The sequence below is a fragment of the Mucilaginibacter sp. FW306-07-L genome (genome assembly GCF_058782065.1).
The window spans coordinates 814283-841247 of the sequence record NZ_JBYSXI010000003.1 but is presented as its reverse complement, the minus strand read 5'-3'; the positions used below and the strand labels follow the sequence as shown (position 1 = coordinate 841247).

At 44.8% G+C, this 26965-nt stretch carries 18 protein-coding genes; 4 read left to right on the top strand and 14 right to left on the bottom strand.

All coding sequences use genetic code 11. From position 1 onward, the window contains the following. Positions 1-47 precede the first annotated feature (47 nt). Positions 48-1001 carry a hypothetical protein gene (locus AC3WJC_RS18915; protein ID WP_492400681.1) on the bottom strand — a complete coding sequence of 318 codons (954 nt, stop codon included), beginning with the start codon at positions 999-1001 and terminating at the stop codon, positions 48-50. Positions 1002-1270: 269 nt separating this feature from the next. Further along, complete coding sequence (locus AC3WJC_RS18910) at positions 1271-1435, bottom strand: hypothetical protein (RefSeq protein ID WP_492400680.1); 165 nt, start codon at positions 1433-1435, stop codon at positions 1271-1273. A 122-nt stretch (positions 1436-1557) separates the two neighbouring features. On the opposite strand from AC3WJC_RS18910, the gene AC3WJC_RS18905 reads away from it, so the two are divergent. Together AC3WJC_RS18905 and AC3WJC_RS18900 are read left to right on the top strand one after the other, a co-directional pair. After that, complete coding sequence (locus AC3WJC_RS18905) at positions 1558-2613, top strand: sensor histidine kinase (RefSeq protein WP_492400679.1); 1056 nt, start codon at positions 1558-1560, stop codon at positions 2611-2613. Then, on the top strand, positions 2610-3341 hold the full coding sequence (locus tag AC3WJC_RS18900) for a LytR/AlgR family response regulator transcription factor (protein ID WP_492400678.1): 732 nt from the start codon (positions 2610-2612) through the stop codon (positions 3339-3341). Before AC3WJC_RS18905 ends, AC3WJC_RS18900 begins: the two co-directional genes overlap by 4 nt. Here the strand turns inward: AC3WJC_RS18900 and AC3WJC_RS18895 are convergent. The 9 genes from AC3WJC_RS18895 to AC3WJC_RS18855 form a co-directional block, all read right to left on the bottom strand. Beyond that, positions 3334-6339, bottom strand: a complete 3006-nt coding sequence (locus AC3WJC_RS18895; RefSeq protein WP_492400677.1) for a lantibiotic dehydratase — start codon at positions 6337-6339, stop codon at positions 3334-3336. The two genes, AC3WJC_RS18900 and AC3WJC_RS18895, sit on opposite strands and share 8 nt — an antisense overlap. A 282-nt stretch (positions 6340-6621) precedes the next feature. Further along, complete coding sequence (locus AC3WJC_RS18890; protein ID WP_492400676.1) at positions 6622-7614, bottom strand: BT_3987 domain-containing protein; 993 nt, start codon at positions 7612-7614, stop codon at positions 6622-6624. 8 nt (positions 7615-7622) lie between these two features. Then, complete coding sequence (locus AC3WJC_RS18885; RefSeq protein WP_492400675.1) at positions 7623-8780, bottom strand: BT_3987 domain-containing protein; 1158 nt, start codon at positions 8778-8780, stop codon at positions 7623-7625. A 23-nt stretch (positions 8781-8803) separates the two neighbouring features. Next, positions 8804-9844, bottom strand: a complete 1041-nt coding sequence (locus AC3WJC_RS18880) for a glycoside hydrolase family 18 (protein ID WP_492400674.1) — start codon at positions 9842-9844, stop codon at positions 8804-8806. A 7-nt stretch (positions 9845-9851) separates the two neighbouring features. Then, positions 9852-11468, bottom strand: a complete 1617-nt coding sequence (locus AC3WJC_RS18875; protein WP_492400673.1) for a RagB/SusD family nutrient uptake outer membrane protein — start codon at positions 11466-11468, stop codon at positions 9852-9854. A gap of 18 nt (positions 11469-11486) precedes the next feature. Continuing rightward, positions 11487-14744 (bottom strand): SusC/RagA family TonB-linked outer membrane protein, encoded by a 3258-nt coding sequence (locus AC3WJC_RS18870; protein ID WP_492400672.1) that lies wholly within the window; start codon positions 14742-14744, stop codon positions 11487-11489. A gap of 243 nt (positions 14745-14987) precedes the next feature. After that, positions 14988-16166: a FecR family protein gene (locus tag AC3WJC_RS18865; RefSeq protein ID WP_492400671.1), complete on the bottom strand. Its 1179-nt coding sequence runs from the start codon at positions 16164-16166 to the stop codon at positions 14988-14990. A 156-nt stretch (positions 16167-16322) separates the two neighbouring features. Continuing rightward, positions 16323-16913: an RNA polymerase sigma factor gene (locus AC3WJC_RS18860; RefSeq protein ID WP_492400670.1), complete on the bottom strand. Its 591-nt coding sequence runs from the start codon at positions 16911-16913 to the stop codon at positions 16323-16325. A gap of 623 nt (positions 16914-17536) precedes the next feature. Then, positions 17537-18763 (bottom strand): MFS transporter, encoded by a 1227-nt coding sequence (locus tag AC3WJC_RS18855; protein ID WP_492400669.1) that lies wholly within the window; start codon positions 18761-18763, stop codon positions 17537-17539. A 297-nt stretch (positions 18764-19060) separates the two neighbouring features. Between AC3WJC_RS18855 and AC3WJC_RS18850 the strand changes: the two genes are divergently transcribed. After that, the gene (locus tag AC3WJC_RS18850; protein ID WP_492400668.1) at positions 19061-19933 is read left to right on the top strand and encodes a helix-turn-helix domain-containing protein; all 873 of its coding nucleotides are present in this window, start codon (positions 19061-19063) and stop codon (positions 19931-19933) included. 67 nt (positions 19934-20000) lie between these two features. Here AC3WJC_RS18850 and AC3WJC_RS18845 read toward each other — a convergent pair whose 3' ends face one another. The 3 genes from AC3WJC_RS18845 to AC3WJC_RS18835 all read right to left on the bottom strand — a co-directional run bounded on the left by AC3WJC_RS18845 (position 20001) and on the right by AC3WJC_RS18835 (position 23014). Then, positions 20001-21668, bottom strand: a complete 1668-nt coding sequence (locus AC3WJC_RS18845; RefSeq protein ID WP_492400667.1) for a carboxylesterase/lipase family protein — start codon at positions 21666-21668, stop codon at positions 20001-20003. A gap of 19 nt (positions 21669-21687) precedes the next feature. After that, positions 21688-22266, bottom strand: coding sequence for a YceI family protein (locus AC3WJC_RS18840; protein ID WP_492400666.1), 579 nt, complete (start codon positions 22264-22266; stop codon positions 21688-21690). Positions 22267-22429: 163 nt separating this feature from the next. Then, positions 22430-23014 carry a Crp/Fnr family transcriptional regulator gene (locus AC3WJC_RS18835; RefSeq protein ID WP_492400665.1) on the bottom strand — a complete coding sequence of 195 codons (585 nt, stop codon included), beginning with the start codon at positions 23012-23014 and terminating at the stop codon, positions 22430-22432. A gap of 442 nt (positions 23015-23456) precedes the next feature. On the opposite strand from AC3WJC_RS18835, the gene AC3WJC_RS18830 reads away from it, so the two are divergent. Beyond that, positions 23457-26948, top strand: coding sequence for an alpha-L-rhamnosidase (locus AC3WJC_RS18830; protein ID WP_492400664.1), 3492 nt, complete (start codon positions 23457-23459; stop codon positions 26946-26948). The last annotated feature ends 17 nt before the right edge of the window (positions 26949-26965 follow it).

Genomic DNA, 26965 nt, shown 5'->3' with positions numbered 1-26965 from the left:
AACTAACAATTCCCTTTGGTAGTGTTTTTTCATAAGCAGGTCTTCATTCAGGGGAAATAGGTTTTATTGATAAAAGTGATCATGCGCTGCAGAAAATCACGGACCACGGCCGCCGAAGTCTGATCCATCGCGTAGAATCCTTTGGTGAAACTTTTTACAGAGATATTACCCTGCCGTTTGGTCGTAAAATGCGCCGTGAAGAACCGGATGATCTCTGCAGCATTATTCAGCGAAAAACAACCGGCCCGGTAACATACCCGGCAAAACAGCGCGAACTGGGCCACAGATAAATTCAGCGGCAGCTGCAGGAAGCCTGGTAAAGGCAGTGCCTTTTCTTCCGGTGTCTCTGCCGGCTCATGCAGCAAGGGAAATAAGGCCTCGGTGATGGCAAGCTCATGAGCGTCAACAGGCGGATGCGATGAGCTTCTTTGTTCATTGGTAACAGCATGGGCTTCCTCAAGGGTGTAAAAGCCCGGGTTGTTGATTGCCTGCTTGAACCATTTCACCAGCCGTTTGGAATTCAGGTTCATTTTATACACCAAAAGAAACAGTCTTTTTTCGTCAACGGATTCCACGCCGGTCAGGAAATACCGGAGGGAGCTTATGAACTGACCGATCACCGAGCTTTGCCGGTAAGAGATCCGCTCGTTCGGAAAGTCAAGTAACTGGTCGCTCAGCGAACTGATAATAACTTTTGGCAGGGAACTTGCCGGCAATAACCGTTGCAGATCGGCCTCCAGCTCGCTGACCATTTGCAGGTATACTTTCTGTTCCTGTTCCCGCCTGAAGCGGCTCTCGGGCATACCGGTTTCAAAAAAGCCGTTTAACGAACGCTGCAGAAATTGAAGCAAGTCGTCAAACAATTGCAGAATTTTCATCAGGTGCGGATCTGCATCGGACGGCGTGCCCGATCGCATGGCCCGCTCACTCAGCTGATCCGACAGGTGGGTCAAACCGGACTGGTGAAACCGCACGTAACGAAAGATGACCTGTTCTTTCATCCGACTGAACAGATGATGTGTCCACTTACTCCGGAGCCTGTCGCATTCCAGGGCGATCAGGCGGACGAACTCCGTAGGCTTTCGATCATACCGGACGCTTGCGGCACTGCTGCCTGAGTTCAGCACCTCATGAACAAGGATCTCAATCGTATGAAGTTCGGACCGGAGCATTGCAGAATTATTAAACTGTTATCAATCGGCAAATAATAATATAACCTTTAGGTAAATTTTAATGATTTGTTATTAATTTTATAACTAAAACTTAGCATTTACCTGCCGATATGCGTATTCACCGTCGTGATTGTCGTGATCATGGTATTGGTTGGATCGGTGCCCAGTGTAGTTTCTGTCGGAAACGGGTTTTGAGATAAATGATTAAAATCACAAACGGTATTGATCTTTTTTACAAGTCGTTTTGCTTTGGTAGTTTTCATGTCTTTAATTTTTCATTAAAGTTATTTTCACTAAAGCGACGATAAAGTTTATCTGACGAAGAGCCCCTTGCGCTATGTAGATACCGTTTTGGTTAATGTATTAAATTAAAAAAAATTAGAACATGGGTAACAGGAGCATCATATTACGTCATCTATTTTTGTGGGTCCTATATATCGGTTTCGAAGTGGAATACCTGCATATCACCGTGGACGCCATGGCTTCGTTCACGCACTTTCTGATCTATTACCTACTTAATATCGGCCTGTTCTATATCAATTCCCTGGTGGTATTGAATTATGCATTTTTCAAAACGCACAGGCCCTACACGATCTATCTGTTGCTGCTTATTCCGGAAATTTCCCTGTACCTGGGCATCAAAGTGATATTAGACGTGCTGCTGTCTGAACCAGCTGTATCCGTTGCGCAGGTAATCTGTTGGGGCAAAGTTTACTTCATGGCCAACTTGTGGCGGGGTATCAACTTCATCGGATTGAGCATCGCTTACTTTTCCACCATCTATATGATCCGTTTCAAAGACAGGAACCACCAGGTGGAGACAGAAAGGCTTAAAGCCACAACGGCTCAACTGGAACTGGAAAACAGGTATATCTCCGTAGAAAATGCTTACCTGCAAAACCAGATCAGCCCGCATCTGCTGTTTAACACGCTGAATTTTGTATACGCTTCCGTAGAAGACGTTTCCGATAAGGCTGCTAAGGGAATCAAGTATTTGTCCGAACTGATGCGTTATTCCCTGGTTAGTACAGGTGACCAGCAAAAAGTTCTCCTGGCTGCTGAAGTCAGGCAGATTGACCACCTCATCGCGTTAAGCCGCCTTCGGTTCGGGGAGGAACTGTACCTGGACTTCACGAAGACCGGCGGGATCACTGACCAAACGGTCATGCCGCTCCTGCTGGTCACCCTCGTCGAAAATATGCTGAAGCATGGTGACCTGGGCGAACGTACATTTCCAGCGATCCTTGATCTCAGGATCAACGTTTGTTCCCTGCAGTTCCGGACCCGGAACAAAAAGCGCCCTGCAGCGCCCTATCTGAAAACGGGCATTGGCTTGAAAAACCTGGAGAAAAGGCTTCAAAACTTTTACCCCGGGCGGTACGTACTGCAGATCGAAGACCATGCCGACATTTTTACTGTAACCTTAACCATTGACCTATGAATATCCGATGCTATATTATTGACGACGAAACAGATGCCATCATGCTGCTGAAGCGGTATATCGAGCGGACAGCCGGGCTGGAACTGGCAGGCTCCTCCCGCGACCCGCTGGTGGCCATCGATCACCTGACCAGTCACTTTGCACCTGATCTGACCTTTATCGATGTGGATATGCGGCAACTCTCTGGTCTGGAACTTGCCGGGATGGTCAATCAATACACATCGGTCGTTTTTACGACCGCCTATCCGCAGTTCGCGATTCAGGCCTTTCAGAAAGAGGCATGGGATTACCTGCTCAAACCGATCGGTTACGAAGATTTTCTCTGGTCAATTCAACGGGCAAGAAAGCGCCTGGTAAAAGAGGCCGTTAAAGGTTTGCCGGCTGAAAGCTTTTTTAACATCAAAAGCGAGGTCAAAGGCAGAATGGTACGGATCAGGACGAACGAAGTCATGTATATAGAAGGTGCACAGAACTACATCTATATCCATACCACCGGCGACAGGCATATGACGTATATCCCGATCAAGAATATAGAAAATAGCCTGCCGCCGGATCTGTTTGTCAGGATCCATCGCTCATTTATCGTCAATGTATCTTACGTGAGGGTGATTGAACGTAACCGGATCATACTCTATAACGGGCATGAATTGATGCTGGGCGATCACTATAAACAACGGTTCCTGCAAATGATGGACGACCGCTTGCTGAATCCCGGGAAAGCTAGCTAGCCTGTTTCCGCCTGGCGATGGCTGACCGGAGAGCTTTGTAAAGCAGGTAATAGGTCATCATCTCCTGTTGCCGCGACTGGTCGGGAAAAAGCCGGTTCAGGTGCATATGGATCAGGCTTCTGAAGAACGAACCTGCAAACTCCGGACTTGCCTGATTCAAATTAAATCTTCCGGCAGCTTTGATGAATTCCAGCATTGCTGACTTCAGGCCCTGGAACTGCATCAGGTACCCGGTCTGTAGCTTGCCGCTGATCACACGGCTGACCTCCCTGTACTTTCTGTCCAGGTCTGCCCGGAGTTCGGGCCCTTCAAACTCCGTAAAAAACGACAGGTAGCTGTCTTCGTAAAACCGGAGCAGGCTTCCCGGGTCGGCGGTGAGACATTCCGCAAGGGCGTTCGTCGTGATCATGGCGAAATGATAGGCGGGCAAGTCAGATCCGTTCGATTGCAGCTTCAGGAAACGGATAACCAGTTCACTGCTTTTCCAGAATAGATGCTCGGTTTCCGGGTAACCTCCGGCCTGGTAACGCTCGTTTTCCCGCGTATAGGTGTCTACCTGGTACTCCCGGATCACGCGCTCGTGAATGTTCCCTTCCAGTTTTCGCTTCAGGGCCTGCAGTACATCGCTGATCATCGCAGGATCAAGATGAAGGCGGAGGCGGATATGGGGTGCATGGTCTTCATAGCGGATAAAGAACCATTTCCTGATGCTCCCTGTAGGATACTTTTGCCGGAGCAGCGGCAGCACTTTTAGCAACAGCCGGTTGGTCAGTGACCGCGGCACATAGATTTTCAGGTACAGCCATTCGGAGCCCGGTACGAACTTCCGTTCTGCAGGCTTACCGTGGAAAGGACGGTAAGCATAAGGGAAAAGCTGCGGGTCCGACGGCGGGATAAAAGCATTATACTGCCTGACCGCAACGGATGCCGGATTTTGCGCATCAAGGTTTGCGGACGAACGGTCAAGGAACACTTCCCGGATCACCACCTCTTTTTTGCTTTTGACCAGGGACAGGAAAAACCGTCCCTCATTTTCCTTCCGCCGGAAGATGACCATTTGCTGGTCACCCTCACCGGTATAGAAAGCATCCGGGATGTCCAGCCCATCCATGAGTTCGTTGAACTGCAGGTCAAGCCCATTTTCAGGGGTATGGAACAGGACATCAAGGTCTGCCTTTTTGAGGACCCAGGTCGCAGGCTGGAGAATGGTATTCCGGTAGGTTACGCGCGGATAGTGCGACACTCCCGGGAAGAAATCTTTCAGGTCGAAACCGAAGGTTGACCGGGCAAACTGGTAAGGCAGGTCAGCGAGGAACCGGAAAAGCGGCAATTTGTTCAGGCTGTGATTGTAAGCGGTACTCAGCCGTGGCATGACCATTTTACGATGCCTGACGGACCACAGTAAGAGCTTGTCGCCTTCAAGCCGTAAGGTGAGGTCAGCAAGCGGCAACTGTTGTGAGAAGGGCAGGTGTGAGCCTGTTGTTAACGGGATCTCATAACGCCAGATACTTTCCCGGACGTTGACATTATCGGTATGCGGATCGGTAACATGAAGCAATTCCGCGAAAAGAACATGCGGATAAAGGGCTTCGGTTTCTTGCGCTGTCCTTTTAACCGCTTCATAAATACGGGGGTCTGCGGGGGTGAACCGGCCGGCCAGTGCCGCCGTGTTTACACCGCCGGCCGTTTCCAGCCAGAGCTGTTCGTCCACTGCCCGGAAAAGAACGGACATCCCCATGATGGGTTCATTTCCTGCCGCCAAGCGCAATTTTTCGATACCCTGCGCATCCAGGTTCATGACAGTCGCACCTTCCCTGATGGTTTGATGCCATTGCTCCAGTAAAAAGGCGTGCGCGTCCGTCCACTTTACCCCGTCGGCAGGAGGGCCTATCTGGCGGATATCCACGGTTTCTAAAAGCGGGTTTGTTAATTCCCTGATCGGTGGCCCGTAAGCGATTCCCGCCTCCGGGTCAAGGGCTTTGAGCAAGGACACTTCCTCATCTTCGAATAAACGTCTGAAGGCATTTGCGAATTCGGCCATCGCGGGTGGCGTTCGGCTGGCCGAAAGTGCCCCGATAGCAGACAGCCCGTCGGATAGGTCTGTTTGCCATTTCAGGGGAATGGTTTCTTTCCTCCGTTCCCCGATGAGGATCACATTGAACGGAGCCTCGTAGGCCGGTTGCGAAGCGATCTGGCTGTTGACGGCCTCGGTGGCCTTGATCAGGTCGGCCGGGTTAAGAGCGCTTTTAGCGCTGATCGATGACAGTACCTGCTGCGATGAGGCTTGAAGCAACGGGTCGCCGTCACCGGCGGGCTCGAATGCCGGCGAATTGGTAATCCCCGAACGCTTCACCGGCAGCAGTAACTGAGCGTTGACCAGGAAATTAAAATAAGAAACGGCTTCCTCGTTCGTACAACCCGCTTTAAGTTCGATCTGGGCGATAAACTCCAGTCCGCTCCTGGGGGTCTGGACAGGCGTAAACAGCGCCTGCAGGATCGACGTATAGCCGGTGCTTTGCAACAAATATTCACGCTTGCCGCCGGTCACATCGGTTCGGATAAACCGGTACTCGTCCATTAACCGGTATAGGGTCGGGTTGACCGTGAATCTTTCGTCCGGACCATGCTGCAACTGTTCCTGTTCATAACTGACCAGGCATTCCTGGCTGAGAAAGATCCGGGGAAGTAACGCTTCATCCGGATCTTTCAGAAGATCCGCTCCCCAATGAATGAGCGATACGGAGGCGAACAGCCCGAAAGGCGTCGGACGGTAACATATCCGGTTAATATACTTCTGCAAGGTGTCCAGTTCTTTTCGGGTCAGTTGGGCCGGATCGAAACCCTTGGTGGCCAAACGGCTGTAAAATACCGGGCTCGCGAGATAGAGCGCGGACCGGAAGAAGGAATCCCCGAGGAACTGGTCAGGGCAAGGGCTTTCGCGGTGTGCAGTCATAGCAGGCATCCGCAATAGCAGCTGTGGCGAAAAAGTAAATGACATAAGCAAAAATTTGAGGTGAAAAGATGGAACAGGTCCCGCCCGGATGTTTCATGTCTTCACTATAGAGATTGAAGGGTAGTTCAGATCAATCAACGATGTTTTCGTGATTAAGGCTTTTAAACGAGGATGATCTGGAAATTATGGACATTAACTGTGCGTTATCTAAAGTAGAATGACCAGCTCCGAGAACGAAAAAACACTCCGGATCTCACCCCGGAGTGTCTCAACTAAACACTGAACTCACTGAATCTGTCCCGGACAAATGGGACCTTCACGTATTGACTATTTATATAGATCAAATTCGGTTAATGCAATTAAATTATTTTGCCATCCGGTAATGTCTAATCTGATATAGCGGGCATTGAAAGGTTTATAAGGTTTAATGTATTGGGTCTCCCCGCCGGCAAGATTCGCGGTACCGTAATCGGTCCAGTTCACGCCATCATTGCTGGAAAGTACCTTGGTCGTGGTAAGCCCGTAAAATCCAAAATAATTTTTTATCCGGATTCCGCTGATGCCCGTTACCGATTCACCTAGATCTGTAATCAAAGTACTGGTAGAAGACAAGTAGTAAAAAAATGTCTGAACGTCTCCATCGAAAAGGTCTGAAACAGACCCTTGTAATAAGGACTGGTCTAACGTTCCGGTCCATTTAGAACGGTCGGCAATGACGCTTCCTGTCATGTCCGCAGCTCCCGGCGACTCATACAATTGGGAAGTGGATACACTTACCTTTACAATAACATAAACTACGTTTAAGTTCGTGCTTATCTGCGTAGCTGCATCACCGGAAACACCGGCAATTTTTACAGGCACCAGGTACGTATTCTCCGTAAGTTGCGCTAACTTATCTTTTGGAATAGCAACTTTTAAAGAATCTGCCGATACTTGCTGTCCCTGTTGAATAATTACAGAGGCGGCGCTTAACTCAAAGACCCCGTTCGGTAAGGCGATATAATTCGTGTTGTTAGCTGCGTTATAGCTATCTACCATAGAATTATCTATACTAAAACTAACTTTTAAGCCTTGCGCAACGGGCATGGTAGTACGGACAGGCAGTGCCGCATCTACGTTGCCAACAGAGCCAATTACCGTATTCACAATGGAGAACCTTAGACTATTAGCGCTCTTGACCGTATTATTTCCTGTTGCGACATAAACCCGGTTCACCTTATCACCGGTAATATCGTATTTGGTTTCCTTTTTACAGGATGTTACAGTTGCTATCAACAGCAGCGTACAAAGACCGGTATATATATAATTTATTTTTTTCATGTTTCTCGTTATTGAACACATTTGTTATTGTTATCCTGGATCCAAATTGTTTGGTTAGGCCAGGTCATATCCCTGCCATTACCTGTACGATCGTAAAAAACGTTGCCGGAACCTTCGTTCATTTTATAATATGCGATCAGCCCGTCTGATTTAGCATCCACACCGCATATGCCGCTTGATATTTCTGTTCTCGACAGGGCTTTGTTCCACAATCGGATCTCGGAGATCCGGGCATCAATCCTTTGGCTGAACTGGTAGCCACCGTAAGACATACCTAATTCAAGAGCGCCAAGTTCGAAGCTGCGTGGTGATCCATCAAAGGAAGAATCGAGTTTACCATTAACATACATCATATATTTGGATCCATCAAAAACGCAGGATACGGTATACCATGTTTTGGTGGCGAACCTGGCGCTGGAAAAAGAACTCCCCCCAGGCGCCACCCATTGCAGCTGATTCTGATCACTGCCAAATTCACCAAAGCGTAACAGGTTGGGATAGGCTTCATCTGCCGGCCCCCAATTGGTTAAACGGTTGATGCCATCATGAAAACTGTTAATGTAACATTTGATTTCGTACGTGAACTGGCTGATGTTTTTATAAGGCTCGGGGAACTTATAGGTTGCATAATAATTAGGGCTGGATATATCGATGGAATTGAAATCAATCACCCGCGAAATTTTTAAAAATACTGTTCGCGAAGCTTCCAAGACCTCATTCCCACCAGATATATTTTTGATCGTTACCGGAATGAGGTAGGTACGGCCCGATACCAGCTTATCAAGAGAGAGTATTTTCACGTTCACCGCGTCGGATACGTTCGTGCCTGATTTAATTACACTCGTGTTACCCGATAATTCATAGCTGCCTGCAGGCGCGGCAAAATACTTACCGGACACTTCCGAATTGTATCCTGCAACCATCGTGGTATCAACCGCGAAGTTTATGGTCACATCGCCGGTTACTTTACCTGTTGCGGTAGCAGTCACGGCATAGGTGGCGGGAGCTGTTTCTACCGTAAAGGGTACTAATTTACCACTTTCGGTGCCGGTTATTAAAATAACGTCGTGAAAGTCTAACGATTTTTTGCATCCGGCAATAAGTACTACGGCCAGGCAAAAACAGCTGATAAAGGCTGTCTTTAATTTTATGTTAAATGTTTTCATATCAAATTTAATTTAAGAGGTTGTTAACGTACAGCAGGATTTGCAGCCTGAATGCTGGCCCTTACAAAAGGGAAAGGCCCGTTGTTGTAATCTCTATCAAAAAAGAAGGCGCCCCAGCCAGCCTTTTGCCCTTGCTTTGGATTCCAGCGCGCCATGCCTTCTAATGACATCATGCGTTTTCCGTTTGGTGAAAGCGTATTGCCATCAGCCTCGGTAAATGCCACGCCACCTGTCTGCCAGTAATCACCAAAGGTTTCGGTAACAATGTACTTGCCTGGCGGGCACCAGTTACTCACGCCATCAAACCTGCCCTGTAAGCCAGACGCCGAGCCAATACCATAAGCCTGGTTTACCACCAGGTTGATGTAAGGTTCAACTTCCGACGGAGGTGCCTGATTGTAATAATCTACAATAAGGTATTTCTTAGGGTTGCTGGATTGAGGGCCAAACTCTGCACCCAAAATTTTAATGAATTTGGTGAAATTGTCATTTTGTAACCAATCACCCTCCGGTTCGTAATCCAGGTCAAGACCATCGAGGTCATTGTCCTTTACCTGGTTAATAAGCCATTGTGCATACATCCTTATCCCATCATCGTTTAAGGGGTATCTGCCTTTAAATTGTGGCTTTTGGATCCTGGTAATCTCCACAGCAACCATCTTAATACCGCGCACTTCCATTGCTTTTCGCATTTCCGCATAGGCTATCGGATTGTAGGTTGATACGGAGTCATTTTTCTTTAACGAAGGGATGCCCCCCCATAAACTGCAAAAATCAAGACTGTCCGGAAGGCCGGCAAAATGCTCGCCCCATGATGCTGATTGTTTATAATCGGCTATTACGCCCTCCTTGTTACCGTACCCGGCAAACCAGCCATAAAAAACCTGGTGAGGGGATGCTTTGTAAGCACGCAGGTTTTTATAATATTGATCATCGTACGTATAAGGTTTCTGAATAGTTATAGCCGCGGCCTCATTCTGCTTTTTACAGCTTGCATATAGGATCACCATAGCAAACAGCACGGCGTATAGGAATATGCTTTTCGTATATAAGTTCTTTTTCATATCATTCTTATTTTTTATCCCACCATAATTTAGTGCCGCCATTGTCGCTTCCGCCAAGTAAGGAAATGCCTTGGTTTACACCCGCCCGGTTATTTTGATATTCATTAGCAGGAAAAGGCAAACGACGGATTTGTACGCTGGTATTTATTGTTCCCTGGCTGTTGTTCACTACCACCGGGAAAACTTTTGGGTAACCTGTACGCCTGAACTCTGTCCAGGCTTCCTGACCATCCGGGTATATGGCCAGCCATTTCTGGGTAATAATGCGTTCCAGCTTATCCTCAAATGAACTGGCGTCGCTCCATTTAATTGTAATTGCACTGCCCGCAGATGTACTATTAGCGCCGTTCCCCGGATCGCTGTAATCAGCCGGTGTGCTTACGTCATCAGCAATGTATTGGTCTGCATTGCCGGATACGCCGTTCAGATCAAACGAGGTACGAATGCCCTGCTCGTAAAGATTTTGTGCAGTACCGCCCATGGTCCATCCCCGTAAAGCACCTTCGGCACGTAGAAAGTACGCTTCAGCCGGGTTAAACCACGTAATATTGGTAGAAGGCTGAATATTCAGTTCAGAAAATGAACCGCTGGTATAGGTAGCTTTGTTGTTAATATTGATCCCGCTTCTGATCCCGCGAAACTTACCATCATTAGCTGCCACAAAATATTTGGCAACCCGAGGATCTTTGTAACCATTCAGGTAAGAATCCATTACCGCGCCCATTCGGGTGTCGTCAAAATTGTTTGAAATGATGTACAGCGGGTGGTTGTAAACTAAAGCTGAAGAATGCTGTAGTGCCGCAATATCTGAACCACTTGTCATGACGCCGAATTTTTGCGAAACAGCCGATTCAGCTTCTGTTTTGGCCTTGCTTGCATCGGCGTACGCTAATCTTACGGCCAATCTTAATTTAAGTGAATTTGCAAATTTGATCCAGTTGGGAATATTGCCGCCATAAATGTAGTCATAGGCAGCAAGTGTTTTGGCCGAAGGAAACTTCGCATTAAAATCTGTAAGGATCTGTATGGATTCATTCAGTTCATCAAAGAACTTATAGTAAACATCTTTCTGGCTGTCATATTTACCCTGGGAAGCAACGTCGCCGTTGCCAAAGCTGACGTAAGGTAAAGGTCCGTACATATCCGTGGTACGGTGTAGCGCCTCAACCTTGATAATAGTTGCAATGGCATACACTTCGGGGGTTTGTGTTTTTGCAGTGGTTACGATACGCTGCCATGCGGGCATAACGCCCACATAGGAGCGGGAAAATGCCTGGCCGTACCAGCCGGGAATTAAAGCATAAGTGGTATTGTTGGCACCTGACAGAAAATTGTTAGTCGTACCCAGGTAACCGGAATAAGCGTCACCTGCAAGGTTTAGCATGACCTGGTATACTTCGTCGCCGAAAGCAGGCTGCTGCGCAATCGGGAATACATTCTTTTCCATTTGTACGATAAGCGAACCGGTAGACAGATTATCGGTCTGTAGCATTTCTGCCGTAGCCTTATTGGGATCGGTATTGAATTTCTCGAAGTTTTTTGTACACGAACTTATAAGCGTGAGCAGCGCTGCGCAGCTGATGTACATTTTTTTGCTTTTTAAAGCATTGAATATTTTGATCATAATGATTGGTGCTATATATTAAAACTTTAAACGGGCAGAGAAACCTACACTTCGTAAACTTGGCTGCATAAAGTAATCTATACCCTGATAGTAAGTACCGGTATTGGCGGTGCTTTCCGGGTCATAAGGCGCTTTGTTGTAAAACATAAATAAATTGCGCCCTATTAATGACACATTGAAGCCTTTGATCCATTTATAGTATTTAGACAGGGGAATATCATAGCCTATTGATGCTTCACCAAGCCTTACATTGGTTGCGCTGTAAACATACATTGAGCCTATACCCGAAGAGCCGCCGCCCACAACGCTATAGTAAGCCTGCGCCGGAACTTTAAAGCCATTAACTACTGCGCCGCCATTATCCCTGGCCGTAGCCGAATTTTGTGACACACCAAAACCATCCATAATAGCTTGTGTAACTGATACGCCGACACCGCCAATCCTGGCTGCAACTAAAAAACCAACATCTATACCTTTGTAAGAAAAGCTGTTACGCCAGCCGAGCGAAAAATCCGGATTAGCATTACCGGCTTTGACGTACCTGTTCTGATTGGCAGAAACGGTATAGTTTGTTGGATTTACATAGATCTGACCATGCTCATCAACCTGTAGGGTGTTCACGTAAATATCACCCATAGATCCGCCTTTGGTAAGCAGCATTTTGTAACTGGTTGCACCGCCAAGATCCAGCGTATCCTGTGAAACGCTGATGCCTATCTGCCCAATTGTACTTTTTGGAAGCATTTGGGCGACTTTGTTACGGTTTAGGGAATATACCAGGTTTGACGTCCATTTAACGGCACCAAGATCTTGCTTTAAAGCTACGGAGATCTCTATACCTTTATTGTCTATACGCCCGCCGTTAACAAAAATGTTATCATAATTGGTGGTTTCTGAAACTTTGACATTGAATAATTGATTAAAGGTAGAAGACTTGTAAACCGTACCATCAATTTTGACCTTGCCGTTCCATAATATCAGGTTTAATCCTGCTTCATAAGATTTGGTACGTTCCGGGCGAAGATCAATGGCGGCTGAACTTAATAAATTCGGTAGCCCGCCGGTTCCCAGTATCGGATAGGTTGGAATGGTTAACAATGGCGGCGGCGGATTACCGACCTCACCATAAGAAACCCGCACCTTCATAAATGACAGCACATCAGATTTGATCTTAAAGATATCCGTAACCACACTTGATAAACCTACGGACGGGTATAATATCGAAGATTTAGGGGTATTTACAAGTTGCGATGGGTTATCGTTACGAAGGGTTGCGTCCAGATAAACCATGTTATTGTAACCAATCTGTGCCGTTGCAAAAACAGATTGTACCTGGGTATGATAGTCATTCTGCAGGGGCTTTATCTGTGTAAAATCTATATTATTATAGCTGAACAAATTAGGCACAGAGGCCAGGTTGCCCGCTATGGAAGCATCGCTGTACTTATCATCCTGCAAACTTCCCCCTATGTTGGCAGATATGGAGAAATTACCTAATGTTTTATTGATATTTAACAAAACATCCGCATAGGTTTGGTTTGATGTAATGTTGTAGCGATGGTATGCGCCTGTAGCACTGGCAAATAAACCTGAAGTTGAGGCGTAATATTTACGCTCGTTTAAAGCCGTAGAGCGGTCAGACTTAACCCTTGCGGTAATATTCATCCAGCTATTAATGCGATATCCTACGTTTGCCGTTAACATGTAACGGTCTTTATTATTCTGAAACAGATCGCGCTCGGTGATCCAGTAGGGGTTCTGTATCTGAAAGCCCTGATCGCCAAAAGGCCAGTACTGCGTCTTAAAATTCCGATCGGGGTTATATCTTTCAAATGCCTGGTATTTGCGGATATCGTCTCCCCTCGGAAATAGATAAATAGGCACTAGCGGATTAAAATATTGACCCTGCGCCAGCATATTCTGCTCTTTCGTACTGGTGTACATTGCGCTTAGGTCCAGCGTAAGTTTGTCATTTAACAACTTACTGGTATTGCGCACATTAAAATTATAACGTGTTAAATCGTTGTTGTGAATAATTCCGTTGGCGTTTACAGATGCTGCCGAAAAATAAGTTTGGTTTTTTTCGTTACCTGTAGATAGCGTGAAAGCGGTTGTACTGTTTACACCTGTCTGGAAAAAATCTTTAGGGTTATAGGTTGATGGTGTCTTCAGTTTTTCACCCCAGCTGGCAAAATTTCCCTCTTCAGAACCATAAGTATTCTGAAACTTTGGTAATACGAAGGGGCTCGAAAAAGTTGTGCTGTTTGATATCGTTGCGCTAAACCCATTGGCCGAGCCTTTTTTTGTCGTAATTACCACGACCCCATTCGCGCCTTTATTACCATATAAAGCAGTTGCTGAAGGGCCAGTTAATACAGTTAACGATTCAATATCTTCCGGGTTAATGTTCGAAATACCGTCACCTGTTTGCCCGGCACCTGAGAAGATGTCACCGGGCTGTGCGGAACTTAAGTCCTGTAGCGGGATGCCGTCAACTACATATAAGGCATTGTTATTGCCGAATATAGATTTGGTACCGCGTAATATGACTCTGGTGCTTGCACCGGGACCTGCAGAACTGCTGTTGATCGTTGCACCTGCTATTTTACCCGTAAGTGAGTTTACGAAATTCGCATCCTTGACTTTGGTAAGTTCGCTGTTGTTTAACTCCTGTACGTTATAAGATAGCGTACGTGTTTGCTTTTTAATACCTAATGCAGTAATTACTACGCCCCCAAGTTCGTTTTTGATTTCTTTCAGAGAAATATTAATCTCCGTTTTTGTGCCAACCGGCATCTCGGCTGGTACATAGCCGATAAAGGTAAATACCAAAACGTCGCCGCTGGTAGCATCAATGTAGTAAGCGCCTTTTTCGTTACAGATACCTGTTTTATTACTTCCCTTGACCTTTACTGTTGCGCCTGGTAAAGGCAGCCCTTGTTCGTCAGTAACTGTGCCGGTTATTCTAATGAAGTTTGATCCAATACCTTCTTTAAACTGGGGAACCGAAATTTCCCTTATCACAATATTTTTACCTGTGATGGTATAAGTAAGCGGAAAACCTTTTAAACACTGGCTTAAAGCTTCCGTTATGGTAGCCTGCCTTAGATCAACACTTACCAGGCGGTTGTTAGTGATGTTTTTTGAAGCCCAAAGGATGTTATAACCTGTTTGTTTATTGATCTCATTAAAAACCTGTTTCAAAGTAGCATTATTTTGGCTGAAGGTTATCTGCTGAGCAAAACTTCTGGCTTGTACCTGTAACAGGGTAGCCATGATTAAAATTGTAATAAGTTTCATAATTATCAGGGGTTTCCAATTGCGTTTAGCAGAATTATAAAAAATATTTGTAAATATTATTTGCATTTAAATTGGTTAAATTTAGTTAAACATTAAGTGGTTTATTGCTGTATATCAGTAACTAAGATTCTTGAATTTCGCTACGATATAAGGCAGGCGGAATGCGTGCTCAAGTAGAATTGATCATGATTTTTAATTTTTTAGGGTTATTACTATTGGTTAATTTTTACCGAGCACAACAATGCTGTTTTTATCTATCCTGAATTTTACTTCTCCGGTTAATTCAAGCATTTTCAGCAACTCCGCCACGTTGGCAAAGCGCGTTGTTACACCAGCAAATTTTATTTTCTTTAACGCATCGTTCTGATACTGTACATCTACATCATACCAGCGTTCCACTTTGCGCATGATACTTTCCAGACTTTCGTCGTTAAACCTGAAATAGCCGTTCTTCCAGGCAACGGCATCTTCTGTATCCACTTTCAAAACAGCCATATGGCTTTGGGTTAAAACAGATTGCTCGCCGGGTTTTAATACCGTATTATCAGGTGACAATTTATCATGGATGATAGGGCTCACTCGGACGCTACCCTCCAGTAAAGTGGTTTTTATAACGTCCTCATTATTATAAGCACTGACATTAAAATGCGTACCCAGAACTTCGACCATCTGAGCCGATTTGCCTGTGGTCTTGACCATGAATTTTACTTTGCTGCCATCTACCGGGCTGAGGTGCTTCACCTCAAAATATCCCTCGCCAGTCAGCTCTACCATTCTGGTTTTTCTTTGAAAACTGAGTGGAAAGCGTAAAGTACTTGCCGAATTTAACCAGACTTTACTGCCATCCGGTAGGTTTATTTGGTACTGTCCGCCCCTGGGGGTGCTGATTGTATTATAGGCAAATTGATTATCTGGACTGATTTTACTACTCGTAACAGTATAGATCAATTGGCCGGCAGCAGTTTTGCTGATTCTTACGCCCTCGTCAGTAAATTGCGAGCTGGACAGATCATCGAGAAGTATTTTCTTGCCATCGGCAAGGGTAAGGATAGCCTTGTTACCACCAACCCTAACCGTATTGGCCAACCTTTTTTCCGTGGCAACTGCGTTCGTGTCTTTATTTAAAATATATAATTTAAAGAATACGGTAAGTGCAGCAAATAACAAGAGCGCTGCAACATACAACCTCCAGTTGACAGATCTGGTTCCTGCTTCATTGGCGCCGTTGATCTTCAACCACATATTTACTTCAGCTTCCTTCAGGTCACTCTCGGTCAGTCCATGACTACCATCTTCATTTAAATGATGGCCCCAGTATTCAATAAGATTTCGTTCAGCTTGTGTGCAGTCATCCGAATTGTATTTTTCCAAAAGTTCAACTGCATTTTTATTTTTCATGAATACGGTATAAGTAGCAACTTACTGGTTTATAGCTCCGCTGGTTTACGGCAATTATATACAAAGACAACTCAAACAGCCCTATCGGGTATCCGGTCGTTACTTTTTTTAATAAAAAAATATTTTAATTTAACAGGAAAGATGAAGCCGGAATATCTACCTCATTAATAAATAAATAAGCACCGCATGTGCACCAAATTTACCTTTAAGAATTCGCAGTACTTTCTTGATATGGGTGGCTACAGTATGGTCAGATATATTTAAACGTGCTGCTATTTCCTTATTAGACAAATGTTCTTTCAGACGAAGTTCAAAAACCTCTCTCATACGAAAAGGCAGCAATGCGATCTCTTTATCAATAAGTTCAGCAATATCTTTTTCCCTGACACGATAGTCGGTATCATCTGACTGGGTGACAATCAGGTGTTGTAAATCAGATACATATCGCTCGGAAATGCCCTTATGTTTCATGACGTTGAGTACTTTATGTAGTACCGCTTTATAAAGATATCCGGCGATATGGGTCTTCAGGACAAATTCTTCCCGGTTACACCAAACATTCAAAAAGACATCCTGTACGATATCTTTTGCCGTTTCTTGGTCCTGAACTTTTCGATAGGCGTAAATAAGCAGTAAGGAATTATAACGCTCATATAATTCCCTGAAAGCAGTATAGTCCCCTTTGCAAAGCAGTTGTACTAACTCCCCATCGTTTGTTTTACGGTAACTTTCGGTGTCTATACGCATACATCAGGGGAAAATAGCATCACTGATTCAGAATGATTTAAAAGGCTTTGTCAACAAATTGTTACTTACAGATTGTAAAAATATAAATAATTAGCACTCGGCAAGTAGTTCATCATTTTTTAAGAACTTTCTGAGATATTACAAAATTGTTGAATTTCAGATTTTCAAAAAGCAATAAATCAAACTTGTGTCTGAACGATCAAATTAGTAGCCCGTGGCGATGCATGTGACTTTTTAACAAAGTTTTTATTTCGATCAAGCCGGCGTTGGTTATTAATAGCAACCTGACCAGGGTGGACAAGTCTTATGTCATTCCCCGGCCTTGTGTTTATGGACGCTCAAAAAAAAATAAATTACCGGAAGGCATTAGGTAAAGTAGTTGATTGGTCATTTTGATGCGAACCCATCCGCAAAATTGTCCTACGGCCCCTAATTAAGATTGCCTTGCACTATTAAGTGCTAAAAGCGGAAATAGTTATCAAATACAATACATCCGGCCAAGGTGACCCGCTGATCACCTTCTTTTTTACAGCAATGGGCTGCCGCCTGGCATTGCTTTTAACAGCCGTGCTTTTTAAATTTTAATAAGGGAAATGCAATACTTCCCGGTTAATGTCACCGAGTTAAATGCCAACTTTTATCCCAGATCTTGTGCCCCCGCTGCCACTGCGAAATGAAAACGCAGCAGCCAGGGCTGCAATAACGGATATAATACTGCTTAAAACAAAAACCCCGTTGGCATTGGAAAGATCGAAGATCAAGCCACCTGTTGCAGCACCAACTGTAATCGCCAATTGGACCACGGCTACCTGAATGCCGCCGCCGCTTTCTGCTTCATCAGGAATGGTTTTCGTTAGCCAGGTTGGCCATCCGACCTGCACAACGCCAAAAGTCATTCCCCATAAAGCTACCAAACCGGCTGCAACGGCGAGATGCTCCCCAAAAAGCACCAGCAGCGCTACAGTAACTCCCATTACAAGCGGGGCTAAGATCAAAGATATTTTCAGGCTTTTTTCCAAAACATGACGTGCCATTGAAGTGCCTGCCAGATTAGCGGCTCCAAAACCCAACAAAACGGTTGACAGTACATTCACATTAGCACCTGATGTTTTCTCCAGGAATGGCCTGAGATAAGTAAAGAACGTGGCATAGCCGGCGAAAATGAGCAAAGTGGATAACATCCCCGACTTAACTCTTGGGCGTTTTAACACCAGGAGAAGCGTTTGCAGGTTAGTGGGTTTTTCAGAAGGCATCGACGGCAGAGTGAGCGCTTGCATGATGAGGGAAAGTACGCCCAGGGCCGCCGCAAAGAGAAACACGTAGCGCCAGCTCATGACGCCACCCAGATAGCTGCCAAGAGGTGCAGCCACCACTGTAGCCACCGAAACAGCGCCGAAGATAAGTGATAAAGCCTTGGCGATAAACCGGCCTGGAACCAAACGCATAGCAATGGCCGCTGACATGGCCCAGAATCCGCCGATGGCGATACCCAATAATATACGCCCGGTAACGAGCACCATGAAATTGGGCGCAAAGGCAACCAAAATATTGGAAAAAATCTGAAGCAAAGAAAATGAAAGCATCACCCATCTTCTATCCAGGTTTTTAGTTACAATTGTTATGGACAGGCTCGCGATCATAGCTATAACGGCTGTAATAGATATGGCCTGTCCGGCTATTCCCTCTGTAACATGAAGGTCAGTGGCCATCGGTGTCAGTAAACTAACCGGGAGAAATTCAGAAGTAATGAGTCCGGCTACGCCCAATGCAAGTGCGTAAATCGCCATCCAGGCAGGTTTAATGGTTTCTTTATCCTCGTTTTTCGAAATGGAGCTTTCAGTTATGATCATAATTAAATTCTATAAAGCCTAATCCTATAGGTGAAGCATGATGATCGATTTATATACACGATTAACATCTACCTCAGGATACAAGGTGAATTGCAAAATTAGTTCGATGCCATTTCACGTTTTAATGATAATCAAGCGAATGAATATAATATTCAAACGAATTATCGGATAAGCACAATTTGTATGACCACTGTCGTCTGCTAATAAATGGCTGTAGTTTCCTTTTAATTCAAATTATGGGTTTAATTAGCTGCTACGGATTAAAAAAATGTTATTTGATTTTCTTAGCTTTGAGTTATGACAGACCAAATAAAAACAACCGAACAAGCGATTAAAAAAGAGCACATTACCAAAAGTTATGGGTTCAATGCATCCTGTTCTGATGAAACGGATGGTGTCGTTAGAACATACAGCAGAAAAGATTTTTACAAAGTCTGCCTTTACCGTGGTAAATGCGTAATTGAATATGCCGACCGCGGTATTGAACTGGATGGCCTCTTTTTATTTTTCGGAACACCACATATTCCCTATTCTTGGGAAGATATCGATAAAGAGAAAGCTTATTCAGCGCTTTTTACGGAAGAATTCTTAAAGACCAATAATAACTCGGAAAGTTTGCAGCAATCCCCGCTCTTTAAGATCGGAGGTACCCCGATCTTTAAACTGAATGAGGAACAGGGAAAATCGATCACAGATATCTTTGAAAAAATCATTAGTGCTTACCATACAGATTACATTTATAAAAGTGATCTGATCCGCAGTCATATCAATTTAATTATCCATGAAGCGCTGCAGATGGAGCCATCTGCTACTTATACCAAACACAAAAATGCATCCTCAAGGGTAACTGCACTTTTCCTGGAGCTACTGGAGCGTCAGTTTCCGGTCGAATCTCCGCACAATCCACTAAAACTTCGAAACGCTACGGATTTTGCTGAAAGCCTGGCCATCCATGTGAATCACCTTAACAGGTCTGTAAAAGAAGTGACAGGAAGGCCTACTACGGCACACATCGCCGAGCGAATTATCACGGAAGCAAAGGCCTTATTAAAACATACGGATTGGAGTACAGCTGAAATTGCTTTCAGCCTCGGCTTTGAATACCCCACCTATTTTAATAATTACTTTAAAAAACTAACCGCAACAACGCCGACGGCTTTTAGAAGCTAGCACTTTGCATATAAGATTCGATTAGGCCTGTAATCTTAATCGTTTAACTATTTAAGCGAAATATCCATTACCTTGAATTAAGGGAATGATAGCCAATTCTCCCGATAGAACGCCACATGGCTAGTTCTTCCTTATACCGGTCTTTTATGACTTCACATTTAGTGTCAATACGCATGGTAGGCCGACTTGTCAAATTATAAGCAGGCCATTCAGGGACATCCTTCGCCGAAGGTTTGCCCGTCCTTGCAAATGTCGTCCATAATTCCGCCATCTGATGCGATGCGATAAAGCGTTCAGGATTGTTCCCACTCAAAAAACCCGGCTTTGAACCTGGCAATTCGTTATTAAATTTAAATGTGATATCCATGGCGTGCGGCGTGCCGAATGGGTAATCAGTATCAGGAACCTTCGCTTCAGATTTATAACCAAAATTGTACAGATACACCGATGCCCCATGTTGTTCACATTTCCTTTCTGCAATCGCGATTGTGCCTAACCCCATCATATTAATGGATTTGACAGCCATACAGATATCACTTGCAGATGCTTTCGGCCTGGTTCGCCTGTAAGTTGCTATGATTTTCTTAGTATCGGCGCCAAACTCCGGTTCGATTTTAGCCCTTAATGCATCGAAGGTGAAATCGTCTTTCAGCGCGTTCGTATCATGTGAAAACATGGCAAAAAACGCCCATTCATCCTCGTTCCATCCGGTCATCAGTGGCTTATCTTTTGATATGCTCGGAGCAACAGGATCAAAGGGGTCATGCGGTAGTGCAACGCCATCCACTACCGGCGCAAAATTGTTTGGAACGAATCCTACCACACCATGCTTGCGTACATAGTCACTATTAGCCATCAGGCCGGGAACTTTATTTTGAACATCGATCAGATCCTTCACGGGAACATCTAGTATTTTTTCCCAGTTTTTCGGATCGATGTTGAGTTCCTGAAATACCAGTTTTGTCATCTCGATGGCGGCTTCTTTCGGCAACATTTTAAGGCCGGGGCCGCTTTCGATAGAGGCCTTATTAAAATAGGGTGCTGCTGCCGGCATAGCATATAAACAGCTCGTTTTGGCGCCGCCGCCGGATTCCCCAAAGATCATCACATTATCCGGGTCGCCTCCAAAAGCTGCTATATTCTTCTTTACCCATTTTAAGCCATCGACAATATCCAGAAGGCCGTTATTACCCGAACCGGCATATTCCGGGCCTGCAATATGTTCCAGATACAGAAACGCCATCAGCCCTAATCGATGGTTTGTTTCCACGACGACCACATCAAAGTTTTTTGCAAGGTTCGTTCCGTCCTGGCCTGGTGCCGCGCCGGAGCCGTTGGCAAAGCCGCCGCCATGGTTATAGACCATTACAGGCCGCCTTTTGCCGTCATTGGCCGGTGTCCAGATGTTAAGGAACAAACAGTCCTCCCTTGAGGCAGGATTGAAAGTATCGCCCTGAATGGCGGGTGGCCCGAATTCCAATGCATCCCTGACACCCTGCCACGGCTCTAGTTTTGCAGGCCTTTTAAACCGCCTGTCACCCGAGAGGCGTCCGGCGTAGGGAACGCCCTTGAATAAACATACCCCATCTTTTTTGATTCCCTTAAGCTTGCCCTCAGCGACTTCAGCTATTATGAAGTCGTCTTCAGCCAGAACAGAGGACCTGGCAAATTTGGGGAGGGTAATTGCAGCGGTAACAACCGACAACTGCCCTAAAAATTTTCTTCTGCTTGACATGGTTGTGGACATAGAATAATCAATTGGCTTTTGCAAATTCGCCGTCAGCTGCAATTTCAACCTCGTCGCTTACAAGTACCTTAGGAGTGCCTGAGCCAATATTAAAGTCTGAACGCTTTAACGTGCCCCGCAATTTAAAACCTGCATCGCTTTTCTTGCTGTTGAGGTTCTCTTTTGTGCCGCGGTACCAAAGATCCATCGTTACGGGTTTTGTAACAGCGTGCATGGTCAGGTTGCCGGTAAGCTTATACTTGTTTGTTCCGTCTGCCTTTATTGATGAACTTTTGAAAATGATAGCCGGGTATTTCGCAGCATCAAAAAAGTTAGCACTTCTCAGATCATTGTCACGCATTTCAACTTCTGTATTGATCGACGACACATCTGCTGAAAGTTCAAAAAATGCATCACTGAAATCAGGTTTGGTTGCAGTGATGGTCACATCAAAATTTTTGAACAAGCCATCAACATCCGAAAGCAAATGATGGGTAACGGTAAACTTGAGCTTGGAATGCATTTTATCATTTTTCCACGTGGTCGTTTGGGCAAATAATGAGGTTTGTAAAAGCAGGATTACTGCAAATAGTAATAATTTCTTCATGTTAAATAATTGGTTTTTGTAATTAATCGAATAATTTCCCTGCTGACAAACCCGCATTTCAATGCTTCATTTGACGACAGGAAGATTCTGGGTAAAAATAGAGTGAAACTCCATTCAACATCTTGACATGGATCAAGAAATAATATTGATTTCAATCAATGCTTCAGTCCTTTTTTACAAAGAGTTTTTTTCTGACGCGGCTTAGTGTTTCAGGTGTTAAACCGAGATAAGAAGCGATCATATGCTGTGGAACGCGCTGCATGATATCTGGATATATACTTAAAAGTTTGGTGTATTTTTCTTCAGTAGACAGCGTCAACATATCAATTAACCTTTTTTGCAGTGCGATATATGCACCGCGATACTGCATATAATTAAACTTAAAAAAATCGGGAACCGCAGCCTCCAGATAGACATGTGCTTCTTTGCTTATCAATATTAATTCAGAATCTTCTAATGCATCAATGTTTAGATGCGATTTATCTTCGTTGACAAAACTTGCGATATCCGAAATAAACCAGCCCTCCGGAGCGAATTGAATAATTTGTTCGTTGTTTTTTTCATCCACCAAGTAGGAACGCAGCAGGCCTGTACTAACAAATGCAACGTATTTGCAAATTTCGTGTTCCTGCAAAAGATACTGTCGCTTCCTTAATTTTTTTATAATAATATGCTGGCTAAAAATTGCTTTATCTGCTTCTGTAAGTAGTATTCCCTTTGATAGCTTTTGGAAGAAATTGTCGTACATGTATCTATATTTAATTTGCTGCCAATATTCAAGCTTTAGAATAACGAAGTGCTTAAAGTGTAATAATAACTTATTAAGTTTGAATGCACAGTATTTTTGTAATTTGCATTATTACGTAGCTCTTATGGGCGAAAAACATTGTTTAAGATTAATTATTTGAATCCATGCATCCGACTAAGGTATAACTGGTTTTGCATTCGATGGTCAACATATTCCACGATAGCTATTGGTAATTAAATTTTGCCCTTTTTTAAGAAAGATTTGAAAAGCGTTATGTCAGGTGTCTTAACATAAGTATCTTTCTGTAGCAAGCTTAAAGCATTATTAGTAACAAATATGAGAGACACTGCCTGAACTTTTTTTGCACGCCATTAAAACCCCAGTATTTTGCCCGATGGTAAAAACTACGATCTTACACATTCATCACAATGCATACAGGCTAATGAAGCACGCTCAAATAAAGTTATTGTTCTTAACGCTGTTTTCACTTCCCTTATTTACACTTGGGCAATCTGCGAAAACGCGTGTAGTAAGTCTCAAAACAGAATACGCGTCTACACCGCTGGGTATAGATGTTAAAAGACCAAGGTTTAGCTGGCAGATGCAATCCGCACAACGCGGCTCCTATCAATCGGCCTATCAGATACAAGTAACCGATGAAACCGGCGCAGAAGTATGGAACTCTCGGAAAAGGAGGCAAGGCGTATCGCTGAATATTACCTATTCCGGAAAAAGCCTGAAGTCGCGTATGCGTTATCAATGGCATTTGCGCGTCTGGGATCAGCAGCAAAATCAGTATCAAAACAGTTCATGGTTTGAAACGGGGTTAATGGATACCAGTAGCCGATTTACTGCCTGGAGCGATGCCCGTTGGATTGGTGGTGGCGATGAAGATTTGCCACTTCATGCCCAGTATCTGCCGGTTTTTAAATTAAATGTCACTATCCGGTTTGACCAGGCATCTCACAGCAAAAGGGCAGGATTGGTGTATGGTGGCAATGATAGTCGTCTTCAAGACAAAAACAAGAACAACTATGGCCTGCAGAACAAGTCGGATAGTTCTTATATTCTTGCCGAACTTGATTTTGCCCCGCTGGATTCAGGCAAATTTGCCAGGCTGTGTATCTACCGGGTTGGGTACAAGCCGGGCGATCGGAGTGACAAGCCGCTTCAATCTTTCGATATCCCTGCTTCGTTGCTTAAAGCTCAAAACCAATATATGCCGCATACCATTTATATCTCTTCTGTAATGGGCGCTACAGAGTTATATCTTGATGGCGAGCATCCGGCAAATCTGATCGGTAAAATAGGCCTGAACCCTTTGGGACAGGGCGGCGATTACATTGCCTTCCCGGTATTGGGTGATATCGGGTTCCGGGTTCCGGCAGGTCAAAGCGCCTATTTTTCTAACCTGCAGGTTCACAATTTCAGAAGCCCGTCCAGTATTTTATATAAGGCTTATTCCTTGCCTGTTATAGTAAGCGGCACCAATAAGCCGATCCTGAAGATCTATGATCCAGGTCAGCATTCCACACCAATGCTTCGAACAACTTTTTCTGCTTCAAAGGGCTCCATCGCAAAAGCCCGCTTATATATCACTTCACGCGGCATTTACGATGTTTATCTTAACGGAAAGCGTATAGGCAATGACTACTTCAATCCGGGGTTAACCCAATATAACAAAACTCACCTCTACCAGACTTTTGATGTAACTAAAAATATGGTTCCCGGACCTAATGCCTTAGGTGCTGTTTTAGGTGAAGGATGGTGGAGCGGAGGAAGTACTTATTCAGGAAATTTTTGGAATTTTTTCGGCGACCGGCAATCCCTATTAGCCAAACTGGTCATCACCTACGCTAATGGTAAAGAAGAAACCATAGTTACCAAACCTCAAATGTGGCGCTATTTCAATAACGGCCCGGTCGTTTACGGAAGCATCTTCCAGGGTGAAGTATATGATGCCACTAAAGCAGGTGCGATTGAAAACTGGTCAACTGCCCGTTACGATGATTCCAAGTGGAAAATGGCATCCGAAGTTAGTCTTGAAAGGCATGTAAGTACCGACTACCGAGATACCCTTCTGAATATTCCGGCTGTAGATAATTACCAGAACCTGTCTTTGATGGGGCAGTTTGGTCAAACGATCAAAAAAATAAAGGAGTTACCGGCAATCTCAGTTAAAGAGGTACGGCCGGGCGTTTTCGTATATGATCTTGGGCAAAACATGGCCGGAGTTCCAATTATTTCATTAAGGGGAATGCCACGGGGTCGCAAAATAACACTACGCTTCGCTGAGGTCAAGTACCCTGACCTGCCCGAATACCAGGCAAATAAGGGCATGATTATGCTGGAAAATATCCGTGCAGCTATGGCGCAGGATATATACATTACACATGGCGGTAATGAAGTCTTCAGCCCGAGGTTTACTTATCATGGTTTCCGTTACATTGAGATCACCGGAATTGACCACGCATTGCCGCTACAGGCTGTGCGGGGTGCAGTATTGAGTTCTGTTCACCGGTTTACGGCAGATTATGAGACATCCAATACCAGAATTAATAAGCTTTGGGAAAATATTACCTGGTCTACAGCTGCCAATTTTATGTCAATTCCAACCGACTGTCCGCAACGAAACGAACGCCTTGGCTGGAGCGGGGACATATCGGTGTTTAGCCGTACCGCTACTTACCTGGCAGAAATGCCGCAGTTTCTGCGCAGACACATGCTGGCTATGCGGGATGTGCAGCGTAGCGACGGGAGGTTTACAGATGTTGCCCCCTTGGGCGGCGGTTTTGGAGATGTATTGTGGGGAAGTGCAGGGATCACAGTGGCCTGGGAAAGCTTTCAGCAATACGGTGATGAAGCGTTGCTGTCCGAGCATTATGATGCGATGAAGAATTACGTGGCATTTTTAGTTAAAAAGATTGATCCTGAATCAAATGTACTGTATGATAAAAACAGGAGCAACTGGTCGAGTTTGGGCGACTGGTTAAGCCCCGAATATGACAAAACAGAGAAGGCCCTGCTGTGGGAAGCTTACTTCCTGTACGACCTGAAACTTATGACGAAAATTGCGGCAGTACTAAAAAAAGATAGCGATGCCAGTTGGTTCAATAAGCTTTATGCTCAGAGAAAGACATTTTTTAATGAAACCTATGTTGACAGTAACACCGGTAAAACAGCCTTCAGAGGTAAGGAAATCGATACACAGACATCCTATGCGGTCCCGCTTGCTTTTAACCTGTTCGATAACATACAGGTAGCTGTAAACCATTTTGCGTCTACTATCAGCCGGGGAAATGTGGATGACCGCGGAAAGTTACTGCCCCCATTTTCCTTAATGACGGGGTTTATAGGAACAGCATGGGTGTCTACAGCACTGTCCGATAATGGTCAAAGCAAAATGGCGTACCAGCAGCTTCAGCAAACTAAATACCCTTCCTGGTTATACCCGGTGGATCAAGGGGCTACAACTATCTGGGAGCGACTCAATTCTTATACCCATAGTGATGGATTTGGAGGCAACAATAACATGAATTCATTTAACCACTACTCCTTTGGAGCAGTTGGTGCATGGATGATCAGTCATTCATTGGGTATTCAAAGAGATGAAGCAAGTCCTGGATTTAAGCATTTTGTTTTGGCACCAGAACCTGACCCCGGCAGCGAAATGACGCATGCAAAGGGATATTTTGATTCCATGTACGGCAGGATTGAGGCCAGCTGGACAATAAAAAACGGGGCATGTTACTATCATCTCCGTGTCCCTTCAAACACTTCGGCAACACTCTACTTGGATGCGCCGGCGCTGAAGGCCATACAGCTAAACAATAAGCCGCTTTACAGAGCAAAGGGCGTGCGATATTTAGGTTTGCAGCACGCGAAATTTGCTTTTGAATTATCACCTGGTGATTATGATATCCGTATAAAATAAGTGATATGACTGCATGG